At 55.0% G+C, this 21,311-nt stretch carries 17 protein-coding genes; 5 read left to right on the top strand and 12 right to left on the bottom strand.

Annotated elements, in window-relative coordinates; translation table 11 throughout:
• Window positions 1-460 precede the first annotated feature (460 nt).
• Window positions 461-4,579: a S8 family serine peptidase gene (locus tag KIH86_RS26735; RefSeq protein WP_223084512.1), complete on the top strand. Its 4,119-nt coding sequence runs from the start codon at window positions 461-463 to the stop codon at window positions 4,577-4,579.
• Window positions 4,580-4,893: 314 nt separating this feature from the next.
• Here the strand turns inward: KIH86_RS26735 and KIH86_RS26730 are convergent, their stop codons facing one another.
• From KIH86_RS26730 to KIH86_RS26710, 5 genes are all read right to left on the bottom strand, one after another.
• Window positions 4,894-6,123: a Zn-dependent hydrolase gene (locus KIH86_RS26730; RefSeq protein ID WP_223084513.1), complete on the bottom strand. Its 1,230-nt coding sequence runs from the start codon at window positions 6,121-6,123 to the stop codon at window positions 4,894-4,896.
• A gap of 355 nt (window positions 6,124-6,478) precedes the next feature.
• Window positions 6,479-7,750 (bottom strand): PucR family transcriptional regulator, encoded by a 1,272-nt coding sequence (locus KIH86_RS26725; protein ID WP_223084514.1) that lies wholly within the window; start codon window positions 7,748-7,750, stop codon window positions 6,479-6,481.
• A gap of 319 nt (window positions 7,751-8,069) precedes the next feature.
• A complete protein-coding gene (ald, locus tag KIH86_RS26720; protein ID WP_223084515.1) occupies window positions 8,070-9,203 on the bottom strand; it encodes an alanine dehydrogenase in 1,134 nt (377 codons plus the stop codon).
• Between the two features lie 111 nt (window positions 9,204-9,314).
• Window positions 9,315-10,409 carry a threonine aldolase family protein gene (locus KIH86_RS26715; protein ID WP_223084516.1) on the bottom strand — a complete coding sequence of 365 codons (1,095 nt, stop codon included), beginning with the start codon at window positions 10,407-10,409 and terminating at the stop codon, window positions 9,315-9,317.
• Window positions 10,406-10,744: a DsrE family protein gene (locus KIH86_RS26710; RefSeq protein WP_223084517.1), complete on the bottom strand. Its 339-nt coding sequence runs from the start codon at window positions 10,742-10,744 to the stop codon at window positions 10,406-10,408. Before KIH86_RS26710 ends, KIH86_RS26715 begins: the two co-directional genes overlap by 4 nt.
• A 184-nt stretch (window positions 10,745-10,928) precedes the next feature.
• On the opposite strand from KIH86_RS26710, the gene udk reads away from it, so the two are divergent.
• The 4 genes from udk to KIH86_RS26690 all read left to right on the top strand — a co-directional run bounded on the left by udk (window position 10,929) and on the right by KIH86_RS26690 (window position 14,162).
• Complete coding sequence (udk, locus tag KIH86_RS26705) at window positions 10,929-11,564, top strand: uridine kinase (protein WP_038693065.1); 636 nt, start codon at window positions 10,929-10,931, stop codon at window positions 11,562-11,564.
• Window positions 11,565-11,821: 257 nt separating this feature from the next.
• The gene (locus tag KIH86_RS26700) at window positions 11,822-12,448 is read left to right on the top strand and encodes a TetR/AcrR family transcriptional regulator (RefSeq protein ID WP_223084518.1); all 627 of its coding nucleotides are present in this window, start codon (window positions 11,822-11,824) and stop codon (window positions 12,446-12,448) included.
• A gap of 77 nt (window positions 12,449-12,525) precedes the next feature.
• Window positions 12,526-13,455 carry an ABC transporter ATP-binding protein gene (locus KIH86_RS26695; protein WP_223084519.1) on the top strand — a complete coding sequence of 310 codons (930 nt, stop codon included), beginning with the start codon at window positions 12,526-12,528 and terminating at the stop codon, window positions 13,453-13,455.
• Complete coding sequence (locus KIH86_RS26690) at window positions 13,452-14,162, top strand: ABC transporter permease (protein ID WP_223084520.1); 711 nt, start codon at window positions 13,452-13,454, stop codon at window positions 14,160-14,162. Before KIH86_RS26695 ends, KIH86_RS26690 begins: the two co-directional genes overlap by 4 nt.
• A gap of 159 nt (window positions 14,163-14,321) precedes the next feature.
• Here KIH86_RS26690 and KIH86_RS26685 read toward each other — a convergent pair whose 3' ends face one another.
• From KIH86_RS26685 to modD, 7 genes are all read right to left on the bottom strand, one after another.
• Window positions 14,322-15,041 (bottom strand): YebC/PmpR family DNA-binding transcriptional regulator, encoded by a 720-nt coding sequence (locus tag KIH86_RS26685; RefSeq protein ID WP_223084521.1) that lies wholly within the window; start codon window positions 15,039-15,041, stop codon window positions 14,322-14,324.
• A 118-nt stretch (window positions 15,042-15,159) separates the two neighbouring features.
• Complete coding sequence (locus KIH86_RS26680) at window positions 15,160-15,972, bottom strand: PaaX family transcriptional regulator C-terminal domain-containing protein (RefSeq protein WP_223110760.1); 813 nt, start codon at window positions 15,970-15,972, stop codon at window positions 15,160-15,162.
• Window positions 15,973-16,147: 175 nt separating this feature from the next.
• Window positions 16,148-16,879, bottom strand: coding sequence for a metal-dependent hydrolase (locus tag KIH86_RS26675; protein ID WP_223084523.1), 732 nt, complete (start codon window positions 16,877-16,879; stop codon window positions 16,148-16,150).
• Window positions 16,880-16,900: 21 nt separating this feature from the next.
• A complete protein-coding gene (locus KIH86_RS26670; RefSeq protein ID WP_223084524.1) occupies window positions 16,901-18,124 on the bottom strand; it encodes an MFS transporter in 1,224 nt (407 codons plus the stop codon).
• Window positions 18,117-18,851, bottom strand: coding sequence for an L-threonylcarbamoyladenylate synthase (locus KIH86_RS26665; RefSeq protein ID WP_223084525.1), 735 nt, complete (start codon window positions 18,849-18,851; stop codon window positions 18,117-18,119). Before KIH86_RS26665 ends, KIH86_RS26670 begins: the two co-directional genes overlap by 8 nt.
• Window positions 18,848-20,014 (bottom strand): citrate/2-methylcitrate synthase, encoded by a 1,167-nt coding sequence (locus KIH86_RS26660; protein ID WP_223084526.1) that lies wholly within the window; start codon window positions 20,012-20,014, stop codon window positions 18,848-18,850. The genes KIH86_RS26665 and KIH86_RS26660 overlap by 4 nt, the downstream gene beginning before the upstream one ends.
• 319 nt (window positions 20,015-20,333) lie before the next feature.
• Window positions 20,334-21,182 (bottom strand): ModD protein, encoded by an 849-nt coding sequence (modD, locus tag KIH86_RS26655; protein WP_223084527.1) that lies wholly within the window; start codon window positions 21,180-21,182, stop codon window positions 20,334-20,336.
• Window positions 21,183-21,311 lie beyond the last annotated feature (129 nt).

Raw genomic sequence — 21,311 nt, 5'->3', positions numbered from 1 at the left:
AATTTTCATTTACCTAAATTACCGCCAGAATTTACACGGATATGAACGCCTCAAGCATATCAGGAACATATATTCCCAACCCGGCTCCAGAATACGTTCAAAAGGCTCATCCACTCTCTTTGATATGGCAGACAACCTAACCTTTCTTTTTTGAAGCATGTCTTTTGCCTCAACCTCTCCATGACCATCCGCATAAATATTTCTAATTATTTCAGCATTAAACCTTTAAATTCCATCATATCTTTCCATCTATGTTACATATCAAGTTATATTTTTCACAAATCTCGAATTTTCTTCTGGATTTTACAATTTACCGATGGTAAAATCTTCTTAATCTTTTTTTCCTACTAACCAAGGTGGAAATAGAAATAGGATTAATAGAAAAGGAGAATTCTACATAAGTTCATTCACCCGGGCTGGTAGGCTCATCTATTCACACAAACATTCGGGAGGGATTTTTTTGGAGTGGGGCAAACTTACACGCAAGCTGTCCGTGACAGCTCTGGCTTTGGGAGTAACAGCCGGAACTATTCCGGGCGCGGCCTTTGCGGCCGAAGGCTTGCAGTCGCAGTCATTAAAGAACAGTATCTCAGTATCTCAAGCAGCAAATGTATATGTTTCTCCCAAAATTGATACTTCTTCTTCCAAAAAAGTGCGTGTTATTGTTCAACTTAGTGGACAACCGGCTGCCGTCGGACACTATGCTGCAAAGGAAGGGTTCTCATCGCTTGCCACAGCGTCAACTGAGTCTGCGGTAGTAAGCCAGCAATCTGATGTTCTAAGCAAAGCTAAAAACGAAGGTCTGAACCTTAAGGTCAACTATCAATACGATACCGTGTTGAACGGCTTTGAGGTTACCATTCCTGCGAATGAAGTTCCGGAGCTTGCCGGAATTTCGGGAGTCAAATCCATCTATGAGAACAGCACATGGTACACGATTCCCGATGAGGCAGTGGACGAAAGTACCACTCCGCAAAACGATAGCGCTCCTCTGGATCAGATCCATGCGACCTGGGCATGGGCGAATAGCTATACGGGCGCTGGCCTGAAGGTTGGCGTTATTGATACGGGCGTTGATTATAAGCATCCTGACATCGCCCCGGCGTATAAAGGCGGATGGGACTCTTTCTACAATGACAACGATCCTTACGAAGAGGCTCCGATTTCCGTTGAGGACGATGTTTACGGTACAGGTTACGAAGGTACTTATCACGGCACTCATGTCGCCGGTACCATCATTGGCCAGTTCGAGAACAGAACCGGTGATATCGCCCAGAAAGGTGTAGCTCCCGACGCCGAGCTCTACGCCTATAAAGTACTGGGACGCAATCTTGACGATCCCAGCACTTCCTCCGGTTCTTCCGCACAGGTTATCGACGGTATTGAACGTGCGGTGAAGGACGGCATGGACGTCATCAACCTTTCGCTTGGTTCCGATGCAGAGAAGGATGTCAACTCTCCCGACTCCATCGCCATCAACAACGCCGTCCTGTCGGGTGTCGTGGCTGTTATCGCCAACGGCAACGCAGGGCCAGGGTACTTCACTCTTGGCTCGCCGGCGGTATCCCAGCTGGCGATCTCCGTAGGCGCGGTAACAAGCCCGACCAAGACTTTCTCCAATCATCTCAAAGTGGAGATTGAAGACGCCTCGGTCAGCACCGCCACCTATGCAACTTACAATGATGTTAACGCAATGGCATGGAAAATCGCGAAAGAAGATTTTGCATCCATTATTGGACCTGATCCGGTTCCGGTCGTCTACGCAGATTTAGGGGCGGATGAAGACTACACGACCAATGACGTTGAAGGGGCGGTAGTCCTGGTCTCCCGCGGCGAGCTGGCCTTTGTCGATAAAATCGCCAATGCCAAGGCGCATGGAGCCAGAGCTGTTGTTGTATTTAACGGGAACACGGACGGCAACCATAATGCCGATCTGCGAGACAGCATCACTAATCGCGACGGTTACATTAATTCCACAATCGGCGACGGCTTTGATTATATTCCGACTTTTGACATGAAAGGTAAAGAAGGACGGGCATTGGCCAGAGCTATTCTCGCCAATGAAGGGAAGAAAGTGTACTTCACTTTCGATTCCAACTATAATCCGGGTAATTCCGCAGGCGACGAACCCGCCAGCTTTACTTCCTGGGGACCTAACGTCGACGGAAATCTCAGCATCAAGCCGGATATTGTGGCTCCTGGTGTAGGCATTCTGTCGACTTGGCCGGCATACGGCAAATACGACGAAAATGCCTCCTATGCTGAAGCTTACAACCGGATCAGCGGTACCAGTATGGCAACTCCTCATGTCGCAGGTCTTGCCCTGTTGATTAAACAAGCGCATCCGGACTGGACTCCTTTCGACATTCGCGCAGCCCTCGCCAACACGGCAGATGTGATCGGCGATGAAGGCGATAATTTCTACGACGTGTATATCCAAGGTCCAGGACGGGCCAACGTTGAGAATGCCATCAAGACGAGCGCCCTGTTGCAATCGGTAGAGCCAATCAGCATTCTGGACAAGAACTTCCAGTCCCAGAGCATCATTAACTACAATGATTCCGCCAGCTTCGGTCTGATGTCGGCAGGCGCATCTGCAGTCAAGAATTTGCAGTTGAAGAATACGGGCGGCTCAAGCCTAACCTACTCGGCAACAATTGACTGGCATGGCGGTCAGCCTTCCGGTATTACCGCAGAGCTTGGTCAAAGCGAAATCACCGCTACGGCAGGTACAGCAACACCATTTACCCTTACATTGGGTGTCGACGCCAACGCTGAAGAAGGCGCGACCTATGAAGGGCAAGTAACGCTCAAATCTGCAGGACAACCGGACCTGCACCTGCCGTTTGTCGTGAACATCGGCACCGAACAGCCTGATTGGGGAGCCGGTGTTCAAGAGCTGGCTCTGGGCAAGAAAATCCTGGGCACTAATGATTCGACGCCTCTCTCCTTCAAGCTCACAGCCGAAGATGTAAACTATTATGAAGTTGACGTTATCGGTCTTAATGACAAGACTCTGGGCTACTATACGGCACAAACAACCGGAGAACCGAAAACAAACTTCCAGCCCGGACAATATTCAACAGTCGTAAGCACCACCTATCATCCTTACGACAGCAACGGCTATCCTATTCTTAATACGGATGGCTCGCCCGCAGTGGCCAAGCTGACTGATGGCACTTATAAAATTGCGGTTATCGCGGCACCCGTCAAGGATAATACGAGCGTGCCTGTAAGAATTGATCCGTATAAGGACGATTATTATAGCGGTTATACCGCATTGCTCGTATCCGGCGATTATATCTCCGGCGGCGGCAGCACTGGCGGCGGCGGTTCCTCAACTGGCGGAACAGGTACAACTACTGTAACGACCAGCCCGGCAGGAACAGCAATTGTCGATGAAGGAGCCAAGCAGATAACGGTTAATCCGACGATCACGACTCAAAATGGCGTAACCAGCCTGACAATTGCCGACAATACTCTGGCAACTGCACTGGCAAGCGCAACATCCGCTCAGAATGCTATCCTCATCTCGGTTCCATCGGTAACAGGCCCGGTTGTACTGAGCCTGACGGCGGATCAGGTGGCGAAGCTCGCAGCACTGACTTCCGACACGAAGATCATCGTAAGCACGAAGGATTCGGCTGTATCCTTGCCGGTATCTCTGCTGAAGAATAGCCCGGCAGGAGCATCCCTGAGCCTCAGCGTGACTCCGGCTGCAGGGTCATCCGCCAAGTTCACAGCGGCTTCGGCAGGCTCGACGGTTATCGGCACGCCGGTATCCTTTGAAGCCAGCTGGACTACAGCAACAGGCAGCACCTATCTGACTGTACCGAACAACACATTCATCAAGAGATCCTTCACCGTTCCTGGTGAAATTAAAGCCAACACGGCCGGCGTTCTCTTCGAAGAGAATGGCAAGATCACTCCGGTAGGTTCCGTATTCAAGGCTCAGGCTGACGGAACTACGCTGGTTACGGTAAGCCGTCCGGGCTTCTCGACTTATGCCGCCGTTAGCCGTCCGGCAGCGTTCACGGATATCGCGAACTCTCCGGCCGCTTCCGACATTCAGGCTCTGGCGAACAAGCTGATCTTCCAAGGAACTTCGGCTACAACCTTCTCGCCGAAGAGCAACCTGACCCGCGCCGAATTCACAGCTATTCTGGTTCGCGCACTCGGTCTTCGCACTGACGCCACGGCTTCCTTCACTGACGTCAGCGCCACTAGCTGGTACGCTAGCGATGTAGCCGCTGCTTCCAAGGCTGGATTGATTCTCGGTGTAGGAGGCGGCAAGTTCGCACCTACCGCGAGCGTATCCCGTCAGGAAATGGCTGCGATTCTGGATCGCGCCGTGAAGCTGGCCGGAATCAAACTGACTGCTTCCAATCCGTCCTTCACGACTTACAGCGACAGCACCCAAGTTGCAAGCTATGCGAAGGACAGCATTCAAACGCTGACTGCCGCAGGCATCCTGAGCAGCGATTCGGGTTCGGCCTTCAATCCGAAGGCTCCGGCAACCCGCGAGACCATCGCTGTAGCTCTGCATCAGCTGCTGGTTAAAGCAAATCTGTCCGAGTAATTCCCGCTAATCTCAAGCAAAAACCGGCAAGGAGAAATCCTTGCCGGTTTTTTGGCGTTATACCAGGGCAGCCGCTTTTCGCCATGTCACCTCCCCACACAAGGATAAACGCCTTACGGCGTCCTTAGACGCCATGCGTTTACCGAGAAATAGAAGGCTGTAATAAGCGCGCGGCTTATACTTTCTTATATTTTGACAAAAGCGGCCGCTTCCGGGATTCTTATCCCATACGGAAGCGGCCGCTTTCTTAACCTGCCTGTCGTTCCTATTGTATTCGAGGAAGCGCGTCTTTCATTACGCGTCTTTCATGGTGTTCAGCCTTCAGCCAGCAGAGTCAGCACGGTCTCCAGCATGACGTTAACGCCTTTTTCACAGTCCTCATAAGGCGTAAATTCCTCTTCGCAGTGGCTCTTCCCCCGTACGCTGGGCACGAAGATCATTGCCGACGGCAGGTAGCTGGCGACGAACTGGGCGTCATGTCCGGCGCCGCTGGCCATTTTCCTGGAGGAATAGCCGAGTGTTTGGGCCGCCTTCTCAACAGCCCCGCATACCCGTTCATCGAACCATACCGTATCCCGGCCCCACAGCTTCTTCTTGCTCACCTCGCAGCCGCCAAGGGATTCAGGAAGTCCGTTAATGATCTTCACCACTTCCTCGATCACCGATTCATCCTTGTGCCGCGCCTCGACTGTGAACACGACCTTGTTCGGAATGACCGTATGCACATTGGGATAGACATTGACCCTGCCCATCGTGTACACCAGTTCGGAGTCCAGACCGCCCAGCTTGCTCCGCAGCTCCGTCACCAGGTCGGTCGCGGTGAAGAACGCGTCATTCCGCATATCCATCGGCGTCGTACCGGCATGATTCGATTCCCCGGTTACTTCGATCTCGTAGCAGACCATGCCGACAACGCAGTCGACCAGTCCGATCGACAGGCCTTCTTTTTCAAGGACAGGGCCTTGTTCGATGTGCAGCTCCAGATAAGCCGAAGCTTCCTTGATGCGGTTGCTCTCGTCGCCTTGATAGCCGCTGGCTTCCAGCGCCTCGCCGAAGGATACGCCGTCCCGGTCCTTGCTCTTCAGCATAGCTTCCTTATCGAACTTGCCCGACAGCACGCCGGAAGCCATCATGGACGGTTCGAACCGGGCACCTTCTTCATTCGTAAAATTCATGACCGTGACCGGAATCTTCGGCTTGATGCCATGATCCACGAGCGTCCGAACCACCTCAAGTCCCGTGATAACACCGAGCACACCATCGAAACGGCCGCCTTTGACCACTGTATCCAGATGGGAACCCATTACAATCGGAGGCTTATCCTCGGTACCCTCAAGCGTTGCGTACATACAACCCATATCGTCCACCTTGACGGTCATGCCCAGACTCTCGCAGCAGGAACGGAAGTAGTCCCGCACCTTGATATCCTCTTCGCTGAAGCACAGCCGGGTTACCCCGTTCGCGGGCGTCCGTCCGAAATCGGCAAAAGCCTCGATGGTTTCCTTGAGACGGGCTCCGTTAACGAAAATGTTTTGCGTCTGCATTCGATCTCCTCCGTCCAGTCTTAGTCGTACCTCAACTCTATGTTACGGCCCGTATCCTCTCATTTCATTGTACAGAATGTAATAAGATTGACCCGGAGGGACTATTTTTATGTGACATTCATGTATAGATTTTCTGCCATATCCAACGCAAATCCGCTGCAACTAACACAAACCCTACATCGCCAAAGGGCAAGACGCCCCTCTTAACGCTCCACTCCGGGTTTCCCGGTGTAGAGATACAAGACGCAGGGAACATCCGGCTCCGTGCCACCCCGCCCACGTGGAAAACATCCACGCACACAGTTTCAGCACCCAGAGTTCCTCAGTCAACAGACATGCCGCGCCGGCAGCCTCCTTAAAGCGAAGCCTCATTCTGCGCGAACCATTGATTCAACTGACGAGTCTCTTCCGTTAAAATATCGAGGTAGATCGAGAAGCGGTAATGGGTATCCTTCAGCTCCCGGCCCGTAATCTCCGCAATCCGGTTCAGCCGGTACATCAAGGTATTCGTATGGATATGCAAAAAAGACGCGGATTCCTTCAGATTCCCGTTAAAAGTCAGGTAGACGGCGATCGTCTTGACGAAGTCCGTCTTGTGCAGCCGGTCATGCTCCTTGAGCGGATAGAGCAGCGGACTGCGGCGTCCCCGGCTTCGCTTCTGCTCCATGATGGCGGGAAGATGGGCCCAGAACCCTATACCCTCATACAGCAAAAGCTCCCGCGCCTGAAAGGGAAGCAGCCGCTTGATCTCGACGATGGATGCCGCCTCCGTATAGGCAACAGCCGCCGACAAATACTCTCCATAGTACAGGCTGCAGCCGCCGGAGATGCGGCAATCCTCGCTTTTGCCAAGCTGGCCGGCGATACTCTTCATATAAGAAGAAAGGGCCGCCGCCTCTTCCACATGCGGCTGCAGGGTGAACAGCAGGATCATCCGGTTATGCTCGGTGGTGAGGAAGACCGGCGTTATGCCCGGGATGCCGCCTGCCGCCTGCCGGAACTTCACCAGGAATGATTCGTCTACGATCCTGTCTGCCTCCGGCTCAAATACGCCGATATAGAACCCCCTCGGAAGCTCGATACCGTCCTCTGCGGCGTCTCTGCGAATATCCTGCTCCGTGCCGTAATGCGACGTCAGGAGCTTCCAGAAGAAGTCCTCGCGCGCCTGGTTCTGCTTGCTCTTCCAGCCCCGCTGCTTCAGTAAATAGCGCGCGGCGGTCAGCGCTGCCCGCTCCACGATTCGCTCGGCAAAGCCCTCAGCCAGGTTGCCGGCGTCCACCACCCAGATATAGCCCAGCACTTCCTTCTGGTGCTTGATGCACATGGCCAGCCGGGGGCCGAGCCCAACCTCCATCACACCGGGAATCCGGATGGGATGGGGGGTATTTTCGAGCTGACGCATGATTCCCTTCTTGCGCAATCCGATGATGACTGAATCCGGTACCCTTTTGCCGATAATGGTTGAAATCCGTGCCGGATCGCTCTCGAACTGATGGGAGCTGTATCCGACCACATGGTGATTGTCGTCCTCAATGGTCACCTGGGATCGCAGCGATTCGCTGATCGCATCCGCCAGAGACTCCATATTGTCAAAAAAACGGTCAAAGGATACGCCCGCTTCTGTCATAGTCCCCCTCCAGCCTTCAGAGAATGCCAAACCTTATTAAGTACGTATCAGGTTTTTCTATTATAGTACGGCGAGCCCCGGCCTGACTATAACCGGAAGGGCTGTTATGGCAGAAAATCTGCCATCATTATATAGCGAAGGGCCGAGATGGCCGTTAATGCAGACTCACCGGGGACCGGGCTCCGAATATGAATCCATCTCTTCCCAGAAAAAAAGAACAGCGCCGCATAACGGCCGCCGTTCTTCATACATTCCTTCTCTTCATTGGAATCGTCCGACATCATGGACTCTCTCTGTATATTGGGGTTCTCTATATGTGTTAAATCAGGGTGAACTCTTGGGACATTGCTTGGACGACGGTGAAGCATTCTTCGCCGAGCGCTTCGGCTACGGCCTGGCAGGTGATCTTGCCATTCGCAATGTTAACGCCGTTCATCAGACCTTCATTCTCCTGAACGGCTTTCAGCGCACCCTTGCCCGCGATTTGCAGCGCGTAAGGAACGGTTACATTCGTCAGAGCAATGGTCGAAGTCTTGGCTACGGCGCCCGGCATATTGGCTACGGAGTAATGCAGTACGCCATGCTTCTCGAAGACCGGATTGTCATGTGTGGTGACATGGTCGATCGTTTCGACGATACCGCCCTGGTCGATTGCCACGTCGACGATAACGGAGCCCGGTTTCATGGTCTTGACCATTTCTTCCGTTACCAGCTTCGGCGCTTTGGCTCCCGGGATCAATACGGCGCCTACGAGCACATCGGCTTCGGCAACCGCCTTGGCGATATTGTACGGGTTCGAGATCAGCGTGTTGATCTGTGCGCCGAAAATATCGTCCAGCTGGCGGAGTCTGTCAGCGCTGAGGTCAACAATCGTCACTTCCGCTCCAAGACCGATAGCCATCTTCGCCGCATTCGTTCCGACCACGCCACCGCCGATGATGCTGACCTTGCCTCTGCTTACACCGGGAACGCCGGCAAGCAGGATGCCCTGTCCGCCGTAGTTCTTCTGCAGGAACTGGGCTCCGAGCTGTACGGACATGCGCCCGGCCACTTCGCTCATCGGAGTCAGCAGCGGCAGGGTGCGGCCTTCGGTAACCGTCTCGTAGCCGATTGCGAACACGCCTTTCTCCTTCAGAGCAGCCGCCAGGGCAGGCTCCGGAGCCAGATGCAGGTACGTGAACAGGACCAGACCGGCGCGGAAGTAGCCGTATTCGCTCTCAAGCGGCTCCTTCACCTTCATTACCATCTCAGCACTGGCCCACACATCGGCGGCTCCAGCAATCAGTTCCGCTCCCGCAGCTGCATATTCCGCATCCGTAAATCCGCTGCCAAGGCCTGCGCCCTGCTCGACCAATACCTTGTGACCTTCCTTGACAAAGCTGACGACTCCTGCCGGTGTAATGGCTACGCGATTCTCGTTATTCTTGATTTCCTTGGGTACTCCGATGATCATTCTACACATCTCCTGTCTGTTGAATGTATCTTATGTGAAGAATGATAACATACCCTGCGGCTTTTCCTTTTGGTGAAATCTCAAAACTTTACCTGCCATGATTGTGTTTTATCACAATGCAGCGGTCAGCCGGTCGTTCAGCAGGGAGAATGCCGCCTCCAATTTGTCCTTCGGAATCCCTCCATAGCGGTCGCCGATGCTGACCTCGAAATAGCAGGAATTCTCGCCGGTTTCCCGCAAATAATGCGTAATACCAAGGCCTGTCTCCTCATACAGCCCGATCAAGAGAGGCTCCATCGCCTGCTTCGGCAGACTGAAATGTACATGAAACATGTTGGAGACCGGAGTCTTTGGAAGCGCGCTCACACCCCGGCATTTGTGAAATAAACCCGCGAGCTCCCGAGCATACCCGTAGTACCTTTCCATGTTAGGTAATCTCTCTTCGAAGTAATAATCAGCCGAAAGAATATAAGGATACAGGCTGATAAGATCGCCGCCATGTCTTCTTTTCCAAATCTTCGACTCCTCCGTCAGCCCGGTGTCTCCCGCCAGAATCGCCCCGGCAATTCCGCCGATTCCCTTATAAAAGGATATATAGACGCTGTCGAACAGGGCGCAGACCTCGGCTGCGGTCTTCCGGTAATAGGGCAGCACTTCGAACAGTCTTGCTCCGTCGAGATGAAGAGCGATCCCTCTCTCGCGGCAGTAAGCGAAAATCGCTTCAAGCTCTCCGTATTCCGGCAGCTGGCCCCCGATTTCCCGCTGGGGTAGCTCAATGAGTAGGCAGGATATCGGCTCGTTCAGCGCCTGGATATCATCCAGGGTAATCAATCGGTCTTTGCCGCCAAGCAGCACCGGCTCAATGCCGTGCAGTTCGTGAAGTCCCCGCTGCTCATGAATTTCCAGATGGCACAGCGGATGATAGGCAACCTTCCTGACGCCCTGGCGATCACACCAGATCCGCAGTGCAACCTGCTGCGCCATGGTGCCGCTGGGGAAGAACACGGCCGCTTCCTTGCCGAGCACACCGGCCATTTTATTCTGGAAATCTTCAATCAGCTTTCCCGAGCCGTATACGTCGCTGTCCAGTCCGCCATCCCAGGCATCCAGCGCATCCTTCAGCATCTGGACGTTCCGTCTTCCGTGACCGCCCAGGGCATACTCCGCCCGATTGAACGCTTCCAGAAGCGGATTCGGGCTTGTCATGACAGGGTCACCACTTCATACTTCGCCGACAGCTCGATAAAATGCCCCATGCTGGACACTTCACCCGCATAGAGCTGATCGCCCACGCCATAATAGTTGACGCAAGTGGAGCAGGCCAGCACGGGAACGCCCCGTTCCTGAATTTCCTTCAGATGCAGGGAAGCCATCGATTTGCCTGTCAGCGCCAGCACGCCCCGGTTCACGCAAAAAATGGCGGCCGGCAGCGATTCCTGCTGCTTCAGCAGGGTGAAATAGGTTTCAAGCAGTTGTTCGCCAAGCCGGCTGTCACCCGTTCCCATTGTATCGGTTGTTAAAAAGATTACTTTTTCGTTCACAATGAATCATCCTTCCGTCAGATATGGCATTTATGCGCTTATCCGCGCACATGCCGATGTTACTAGTATATAACATGCCTTAAGGGTGCGGGACGGTAAACCTCATAGATGAAAATTCGGGGCCGCTGTGCTACAATACTGAAATTGGCAAAGGGAAAGTCTTAGGGAGGTTTATTAATACGCCATGCTTATTATTGGGATCGCCGGCGGAACAGGGTCCGGCAAGACAACGGTCGCACGGTCGGTAATCGAACGGCTCGGGGCCGGTGAAGAAGTCACGTTCATCTCACAGGATAATTACTATAAGGATCATTCGCATCTCAGTATGGCCGAACGCGGAGCAATCAATTACGATCACCCCTTCGCCTTCGACAATGAGCTGCTGATCGAGCATTTGAAGCAGCTCAAATCGGGACAGGCCGCTCATGCGCCGGTCTATGATTTCACAGTCCACGCCCGCTCCACCACCGAAACAACCCTGCTCCGGCCTAACCATATCATCATTATCGAGGGGCTGCATGTGCTGTCCGACGAGAATCTGCGGCAGCATCTCGACATTAAGGTGTTCGTGGACACCGATCCCGATGTCCGCATTCTCCGCAGAGTGCTGCGGGATATCGAGGAACGCGGCCGCACGATCCAGTCGATCCACCAGCAGTATTTGACGACAGTCAAGCCGATGCATGAAGCGTTCATCGAGCCCTCCAAAAAATACGCCGATCTCATTATTCCGGAAGGCGGACATAATGAAGTCGGCATCCAGCTTCTCGCCGTTCTCACGGAAAAGTATTTGACCGGCGAGAAGTGGACAGGCGCTTAAGCGGCAGCCCGCCTACGTGAACAGCACCTGCGAATATCGCCTGCTGCACACAAGCCCCGCCGCGTTCCTCCACAATTGGGAGTTTCACAATTGGGAGTGGGACGCAGCGGGGCTTGTTTTGGGATCAGCAGAAATCAGGGTTACTGGCGCCCCCCGTTCTCCGGCTTGCTCACCCCATGGAAATGTGATTTGACTTGGGCCTCGGGAAGCACTATTATTTACTCAACGATCGTTTAGTGAAAGTGAGGATGCTTGCTATGTCTGAACCAAGAAGCAAAAGAATGACCAACCGGGATATGCAAGCTGCCGAGCGAAAGCAGCAAATCCTTGAAATCGCCAAGCGTTTGTTCGCGGAGAAAGGCTACCATGCGACCTCCATGCGTGAATTAAATAAAGAAATCGGCATGGCGGAAGCTTTGACCTATCATTATTTCCCCGGAGGAAAGCTCGAAATCCTGAAATCCGTTCTCCAAAGCGCCCAGGAAGAGAGAATTTCCAGCTTCGTAGCCTTGTTCGGCGAGGCGTTTGATGATGGCGGGCCGCTTGATCGGATCCTTCTGGACCTGATTGATGGGATTGCCGGACGGCTGATGAAGGACCAGCAGTATTTCCAGATTCTGTTCCGGGAACGCAGCTTGCTGGATCATGAGCAAAAAGAGGCTCTGGAGTCGCTCACCAGACAGCCGTTCCGTACCATGTCCGCCCGCTTGATGAAGCTTGCCTCCCGGAAGCAGCTGCGCCCTATGGATTTTGAAATGGCCGCCTCCCAATTTTTGTCCCATGTCGTGGTCCTTATCGTTCAAGAAATGATAAACGGACGTGTCATGCCGCAGGCGGAAATGAAGCGAATCGCTGATTTTTATGTCCAATTGTGGTCCAAGTAGTTTTTTTTAGGAATTTAACTCAACGATCGTTCGGTAAGTTAAATCCTTGAATTCAACAAGAAAGGGAGAGCTGCAGCATGAAGGAAATGATCCGGACGGAGCGCCTGACCAAACGCTATGGAAACAGAACCGTCGTTGACGAAGTTTCATTATCGGTTAGCCAAGGGGAAATCTACGGATTCCTGGGATTGAACGGTGCTGGTAAAACAACGACAATCCGCTCCCTGCTCGGAATGATCAAGCCCACATCCGGCGAGGTGTATCTGTTCGGGCAGCGGCTCGCCGAGGGAGGAAAGCAGCTCTGGAACCGGGTTGGCTATATGGTAGAGGCTCCTGCCGCGTACCCCGATTTTACAGTGAGGGAGAACCTGCGGCTGTTCGCAAGAATGCGCCGAATCCCGGAGCGCAGAGCCGTCGAATCCGTTATGGAGAAGCTTCGCCTGAGCCCCATGGCGGATATCAAAGCCAAGCATCTATCCTTGGGCAACATGCAAAAGCTGGGGCTGGCCAAGGCTCTCATGCATGATCCGGATATCCTGATTCTGGATGAGCCGACCAACGCGCTTGATCCGGCGGGTATTGTCGAAATCCGGGAATTGCTTATCCATCTCGCCGCTCAGCAAGGGATTACGGTCTTCATCTCCAGCCACATTCTGGAGGAAATTGCGAAGATGGCTTCAAGGATCGGCATTATTCATCAAGGCGCACTCCTTCAGGAATTGACAACGGAGGAATTCGAGGACATTCGCCAGAAACGGCTGTATATCGGGGTATGCGATCAAACGGCCTCTGCCCTGTCCACACTCAAGGAGAACGGTTATCGTGCACGAATCGGTGAGAGTGGATGGCTGGAGGTATGTGACGAGCCAGCGGTACGTCATCCGGAAGCTGTATCGAAGCTGCTGGCCGACTCAGGCCATCCGGTATCCATGCTCAAAGTGGAGGAAGAAGAGCTGGAGTCCTATTTTCTAAAAACAGTCGGTGCGAAAGGAGCATGGGAGGCATGATGTCTTGGCTTGCGGCAATCCGCGTGGAAAACACCAAATTATATCGTTCCTATGTCTTCATTGGTATTCTGGCATTCTTTCTGTTCGTGACCGTTGTTCGCGCGGGTGAGAGTGATTGGACGGTCTATCTGCAAAATGTTGTCTTTATGTTCAGCAGCGTATTCGGGATCATCGGCTTTGGCGCGGTCGTGAGCTGGACGTTCGGACGCGAATACAGTGATCGGACCTTCAAAGATTTGCTGGCCCTTCCCGTCCCGCGCGGGACGATTGTGATGGCCAAGTCGGCAGTTGCCGCTTCCTGCTGCTTCATTCTTGCCCTGATTACTTTCGGCTTCGCTATAATGACCGGATTCATCGCGGGCATGCAAGGCTTCTCGACGGTCGAGGTGAAGCATTATTTGATCCAGCTGATAATCGCAGTCTGTCTGCATGTGCTGCTGTGTGGTCCTGTCGCCTTCATCGCAAGCGCAACACGAGGTTATCTGGTGCCGATCGGGTTCGCTTTCACTACTCTTATGGTCGCTTTGATTGCGGGCCCGACGCCACTGGGAGCTTATCTGCCCTGGTCCATACCGGCTCTTCAGCTAGCCGGAAGCAGCACCTCGGAGTTCCCGCTAAATGCGGTGAATTACATGATTCCCGTTATAGCCGGTGCGGCTGGCCTGGCAGCGACCTGGGCCTGGTGGCGCTCGGCGGATCACAAGTAGCACAAGCGGAGGGCATAACGGCATGAAAGTAAGAGGGTCTGGAGCCATCGGCTAAATATTGCTGTTAAAAAAAGAACCGTCCGGTATTCCCGAACGGTTCTTAAGTATGTGCTAGTCCCCTGTTCCGCCGCGTCCAAAAGACGCTGAACGGCCGGCTGTTTAGTCTTCGAAATCGACGTTATGATACACCTGCTGCACGTCTTCCAGGTCCTCCAACACATCGATCAGCTTCTCGAACTGGGCTACGGTATCTTCCGGCAGCGTCACATAGTTCTGCGGAAGCATCGTCAGCTCGGCCACCGTAAATTCGGTGACGCCCGCATTCTTCAGCGCTTCCTGCACAGCATGGAACTGCTCCGGCGCGGCATAGACGATGACGGCTTCATCCTCTTCAAGGATGTCGCGCGCGTCGACGTCTCCTTCCATGAGAATTTCCAGCACTTCGTCGGCGCTCTTGCCAACGAGGCCGATAACGGCCGTGGAATCGAACATATAGGAGACCGAACCGCTGACGCCAAGGCTGCCGCCGTTCTTGCTGAACGCGGCGCGGACTTCAGAGGCGGTGCGGTTGACGTTATTCGTCAGCGCATCAACGATGATCATCGAGCCGTTCGGGCCGAAGCCCTCATAGCGAAGCTCGTCGTAAATCTCGTCGGAATTGCCCTTCGCCTTCTCCAGCGCGCGGTCGATAATCGCCTTCGGCACGTTATAGGTCTTCGCGCGTTCCAGCACAACCTTCAGCGCACGGTTCGATTCCGGGTCCGGCTCTCCCTGCTTGGCCACCACATAAATCTCACGGCCGAATCTTGCATATATACGACTTGTGTTGGCGTCCTTAGACGCTTTCTTCTCTTTAATATTGTTCCACTTGCGGCCCATAAGTATCGCTCTCTTTCAACTGATATGATTACCAAAAATTAAACGCAGTCCTACATATTATACTCCTGTCATTATATCTATTAAAGGGGGAGCCGGGCAAATCGGCCGACTTTTCCCCTTATACGTTCACATATTTACGGTAAACCGAATCGTCTTGAATCGCCTCTCCGACCCGGCGCATGGCGGCGAACATCTCACTCAGCAGATCATTCCCCTTCCAGGAAGCAGGGAGCAGGCATGCGGGCAGGACAGGATCGATGAGACCGATTTCGCTGATGACATTGCCGATCTCCAGAAACAGCAGGAACGCCCCGCGGTCATCGGCAGGCATATTATCCGCCTTGGGCAGAAACTCCTGGCGGAACCAGGCTTCCTTCTCTTCATAGATACGGTGAATGTCCCCGATCGGCCAGATTTCGCCCGCTCTGCCGGGAGTATCCAGGCCGGGGACTGCGCAGCCCGACGCGACCGACAGACAGGAGGCCAGACGCTTCTCGGCCGCGTACTGCGCCAGATTATCCGAGTGGTCCCAGGGAGAAATGTAGACGCTATCATACAGACGTCCGAAGCCAAGGTCGCGCAGATGATTGACCAGCATCTGGCGCTGCCTTCGCAGACCGTCCGGAAATTCGAACATGACGATCTGCCATTTATGATCCCATTCGGCCGCAGGCAGCTGCGGCTTCCGGTTAAATGAACGGACAAACGACTTGCCAACTTCGGTGATGCGGTAGCGCGAACGCTCTGCGGATTCAATGTACCCCATCTTCTTCAGCCGGGCCAGCACATTGCGGATGTACTGTCCGGACCGGCCGTCCGCTTCATACAGCCGGACCAGTTCCTGCGCTTCGATCACTTCGGCACAGGAGATCAGATAGACGATCTGCTTCTCGATGGACAGCATGGACAACCTCCGAAATACAACAAGCATTTTCAACCAGTATACCCGATGAACAGGGGTAAAGAAAACCACTACCATGCAGGCGGCCAACCCGTAAGTCCTCCGATGCGGCCATCGGCTTCCGGTTGATAGATGACGTCCGCCTGTCCGAGGGCGCACCAAAGCCGGCGGATCGCTCCGCCGGCCGGCTTGTTGCAGTTCTATGCTATTCAGCCGTGGCGCTTCCGCTCAAAGTGGTGAGTCCTCCCGCACCCAGTCTGCATGACTCTCCGGGCGCAAGGACCGCTCCTTTCCGTCCCTGGCTCTCCAAGCGCTTCAGCCAGGCGGCTGCGTCCTGGATAATCGGCGGAAAGGTATTATAATGCATCGGGATATATGCCCCCGCCTGCAGCCATGATGCCGCAATGAGGGAGTCGTCCGGCCCCATTGTGAACACATCGCCGATCGGCAGCGCCGCCGCATCGAGCCTGTTCAGCTCGCCGATCAGCTTCATGTCACCGAACAGTGCGGTATCACCGGCATGGTAGAAGGTGAAGCCGCCCATCGTAAGCACGATTCCGGCCGGCATGCCGCCTTCCTTCACCCCGCCTCCCTCAAGCTCGATGCCCGATCCGTGAAAGGCTTGGGTAAGCTTAACCGTGCCCCAGGGGAACGAACGGAAGCCCCCGATATGCATAGCTTCCGTCGCCACCCCCTGCTCTGACAGATGAAGACAAACTTCATAATTCGCAATAACAGGACAGCCGCAGCGGAGCGCGATTGCGGCGGCATCCATCATATGGTCCATATGGCCGTGAGTAACCAGAACAGCATCAACCGTAATGTCCTCCGGCTTCGCAGCCGCGAGCGGATTGCCCGACAGGAACGGGTCGATAATGACAGAATAGGATTCATGGCTGACCAGAAAGCAGGAATGCCCCAGATAACGGATATTCATCGTGATCTCTCCTTTTGGAAATTAAGATGGCAGTTCTCCGGACACGGAGTGCGGAGCAGAAGAACCGGTGCGGCGCATCAGATAGGACACCGCAGAGACGAGCAGGAAGCCGGCTGCCAAGCCGAGCATCAGGACGCGGAAACCGAACTCATCCAGCGCGAACCCGCCCGCGACGAGCAGGAAGGCGTTCCAGAAGCCGTACATCCGCTCCATGGAAGACAGCACAGCCGTGCGTTCAGTCGGTTTCATTCCCGGGCCGCTGAGCTGCCCGACAGCCAGCGGCCTTGCCCCTCCCGAGGCGAGCCCCATAATCGCTACGGCCAGCGCCGCGCTGGCGATATGCGGCGAAAGGGCGAGCAGAAGCATGGACGACAGCGACAGCACCGTCGTAAGTATCACGAGCCGGTTCTCGCCGATGGCGGCCCCGACGCGGACGGCGTAGCGGGCCGAGACGAAGCCGAGCAGGGTGAACAAACTGAGCACAAGTCCGAACTGCAGCATGCCGATGTGCAGCGTCCGGTTCAGCAGAAACGGAATAAAACCCACAAAAGGAGCCAGCGTAAAGGCCCGGACAAGCGCGTAATATCTCTTCCAGAAGCGCTGCCCGCTTGTTAACTCCAGAGCAGGACGAGCCGCCTTGTCCCCCGCCTGCGGCTTCGCTGCCTTCGATGCTCCCGCGGGCGTCGCAGGCCGGCTCCCTGCCGGCCCGGCTTCCCGAATGCCGAGAATTACGGCGGCCGATACTACATTGGCTGCGATCGACAGATAAAAGGGAATCCGCAGACCGTTCTCCATCAGGACGCTTCCCAGAATCCCCGCCAGTAGAACGGACAGGAACATGAAGCTCGCCGACGAGGATTCGGTTCTGCGGTACTTCTCCTGATCCCCTTCCTCGAAGAGCGACCGCAGCAGGCTGGAATCCGTGCCGGCCGCCAGGCTGTACCCGAGCCCGCAGACGATCTGTCCCGCCAGAAGAACGGCGGGATGCGGAGCGACGATCAGCAGCACAAGCCCCAGGCCTTTCAGACACTCGCCAATGGCGATGACCTTCGGCTGCGCCATCCTGCGCATGGCCCTCACGTTCCATTTCGCGGTCAGCATGACGACCAGACCATAGGCTGCGAGCATCAGCTCGATTTCTGGCAGAGACAAGTCCTGCCTGTAGAAGAAAATAAACAGAATCGGCAGATGGAAGTAACAGCGCGAGACAATTCGGTATACATAGAAAAGAGCTACATTACTCATGAGCGCCTGCTCCCCGGGGGCCGGAGGCGGCGCTGCGCGCCCGAAGCAGCTCCGGATACACGGACGGATCTTCGATCAGGCCGGGGAAGTGGCCGCGGATGCGCTCCAGCGGAACCAGCCCCTGCCGCACAAGCACCGGCGGCTGAAACGACAAATCAATGATCGTATTGCCTTCAATCTCCGTTCCCGCCCTCTTATCCGGGCTGGCAGAAGGCCCCTGCAGAATGAGGTCGACCTTGCCGCTCATATGCGCCAGCGCCTGCTCCAGATCAACAAGACCCGTTCCCATTCCCGACAGATTGGCTGACGTTACGGCAAGCGGATGTCCATAAGCCTCGGTCAGCGTCTGCATAGCGGATTCTCCCTGCCAGGTCAGTCCCACCGTTGGCGCACCGCAGGTTAGCCGTTCGGGAAAAGGATAGTTCTTGTAGAAGATCAGAGTGAGCTCGCTCGGCCATACTTCCTGCAGAACGCCTGGGTCGAGCGTGTCAGGAAGGGTTACCAGGCCGTCAAGACCCTCAAGCGAGGAGATCGATACAGTCAGCGGACCGAACTTGGTCCGCTTCTTCACTTCGAACACGCGCTCGACGGCCTGCCCATTTCTGGGATCGCACATAATGTTATAGTTGGACCGGGACGGGCCGATCACCAGGCCGCCCGCCTTAAGCACCGACACCGCCCGCTCAATGGACTGCCCGCTGACGGGGACGAGCTGCTCCTGCATCATAACACCACCTCCGGCGCAAGGACCTCGCCTGCGTTCCCGGCAAGCGCATGACCGAACCATGCAGCCGGTCTTTGCTTGTGGAGTTCGCTCCTGTATATGGCCTGCGGATAGATGAGCCGGTTGTGCACCGCCTGCTCCATAATATGGGCGCACCAGCCGACACAGCGGCTGACTGCAAAGGTCGGGGTAAACAACGATTCGTCAAGCCCGACGATGTGAAGCACCACGGAAGCGTAATAATCGACATTGGTAACAAGCTGCCGGTCCGGCTTATACTCCTCCAGAAGGCGATGCGCTGTCTCTTCTACCGACACCGCCAGCTTCAGCAGCGGATGCTCCGGCGCATGACGGAGAGCCAGCTCCTTCAGCATTTCCGAACGGGGGTCACGGCTCTTGAAGATGCGATGTCCGAAGCCCATGATGCGGCGGTCGGATTCCAGTGCCCTGCGAATCCATTCCTCCGCACGATCAGGGCTTCCGATCTCGCGGAGCATCTCCAGAACTTCGGCGGGCGCGCCGCCATGCAGCGTTCCCTTCAAGGCTCCGATCGCCGCCGAAGCGGAGGAGATCAGGTCGGATCGGGTCGATGCGACTACTCTGGCCGTGAAGGTGGACGGGTTGGAGCCCAGCTCCTGGGTAAGCACCAGATAAGTCTCCAGCATTTGCCGCTGACTGTCTGTCGGTACTTCCCCGAGCAACATATAGAGGTAATTGGCAGTATGGTTCAAGTCCAGCCTTGGCTCGACAGCTTCCCGGCCCTCCAGCCGGGCTCTGCGGTAGGCAATGATGGCCGGGATTTTGGAGACAATTCCGGAGGCCTGCTCCCATGACGGAGGCCAGACGCTCTCGCAGTCCTTCAGCGCAGAGACGGCGGTCTGCAGTACACTCATCATGTCAACCTCTTCCGGAAGCTGATCCAGCGTCAGCTTGACATGCCGCGGAAGAAACCGGCGCGCCGCGAGAATGCGCTGGAACTCCTCCAGCTTATCGGCAGCGGGCCATTTACCGTACCAGAGCAAGTAGGCCACTTCTTCAAAATTCCGGTTATGCTGTAGTTCCTCCGCCGGATATTCCCGGTACATAATCCGGCCTTCGTCACCGTCGATACAGGACAATCCCGTTTCAAAGGCGGCGACTCCCTCCAAACCCTCGGCAACTAACATTCCTCTCTGCACCTCTACCACTCCCACTCGGCCTTTTTTATAATCAATAATAAGTCTGCAGACTCGTTTCGGATTATATTATGCCGAGTTTTAGGTTGTCAATAATTTCCTTTACATATTTTAATTATGTACACTCTTTCTTCCATATCTTGTCCAAAAAAAGCGCGCTAGGGTTTCCCCTAACGCTCTTCTTGTCATATCGCTCTTATGAGTTAAGGGCTGAACCCTTAATGATGTGTAGTGCAGGCCATAGCACCCATCAGGCCCGGCCGGTTCGCCCGGCCTTGAAATCCGTGCATGCCGGGTAATGCCCAAGACCCTACTCCGCCGGCAGCAGACGCACGCTCATATCGAGCGGCTTCGCGAAGAACAGCGCCGTCGTCACCAGCACATCGACGCCGGAAGCCGCATAGCTTGGCGCATTGTGTTCGTCGATGCCGCCCGCCGCCAGCAGGACGATCCCGGGGTTGATCTCCCGCAGCCTGGCGCTGGCTGCAAGCAGCTCCTCCGGCGGCAGCTTGTCGAACTGCAGGCAGTCCGCCCCCGCCCGGCATAAGGCCAGAGCGTATTCCACGGAATCGGTCTCGACGACCAATTTCTTCTCCGGAACCTTCGCCTTGATGCCGGGAATCCGGTCCAGCAGCGCCTCCGGACCGCCGCAGAACGCAGCATGCTCCTTGAATACGAGCACGGTCTCCGACAGCCCGAGCCGATGGGGCGAAGCGCCTCCGCACAGAATGGCCTTTACGCTCAGCGCCTTCGTACCGGGGAAGCTCTTGCGGGTTGAGGCCACCGATACTTCCGGATTAACGGCCCTCACGCTATCGACCACGCGCCTTGTCTTCGTCGCAATGCCCGAGCTGCATTCGAGCAGGTTCTGCGTCACCTTCCAGGCCATCTGAAGCGCGCCCGCCGTGCCTTCGGCCGACAGGAACACCTCTCCCGGTCCGACTTCCGTTCCCGAGGGAAGGCTGAAGACCGGCGAAACGCCCAGCTTGGCGAAGATGCGCAGCACCTCCTCCGTTCCGCATAGAACCGCTTTTTCCCTGGAGTAATACTCAATCCTCCCTTTGTAATCGCCGATGCCAAGAGCCCATGTGGTCAAATCCAGGTAAGGAATATCCTCTCCGATCATCTTGTCGATGGACTCATCGGAAATGTATATCATGATCCCGCCTCCTTTCGCCGCTATCGCTATCCAAACGTTATATCATGAGGTATGGCAACATTGTATTATCCCGGTCCGGAAGAACAAATGAGCTAATTCATACTCCGGCCCCAAATGTCAATTATTCTG

It is taken from the genome of Paenibacillus sinensis, assembly GCF_019904155.1.
Classification (GTDB): Bacteria; Bacillota; Bacilli; order Paenibacillales; family Paenibacillaceae; genus Paenibacillus_AQ; species Paenibacillus_AQ sinensis.
This window is presented reverse-complemented; position numbering and strand designations above follow the sequence as displayed.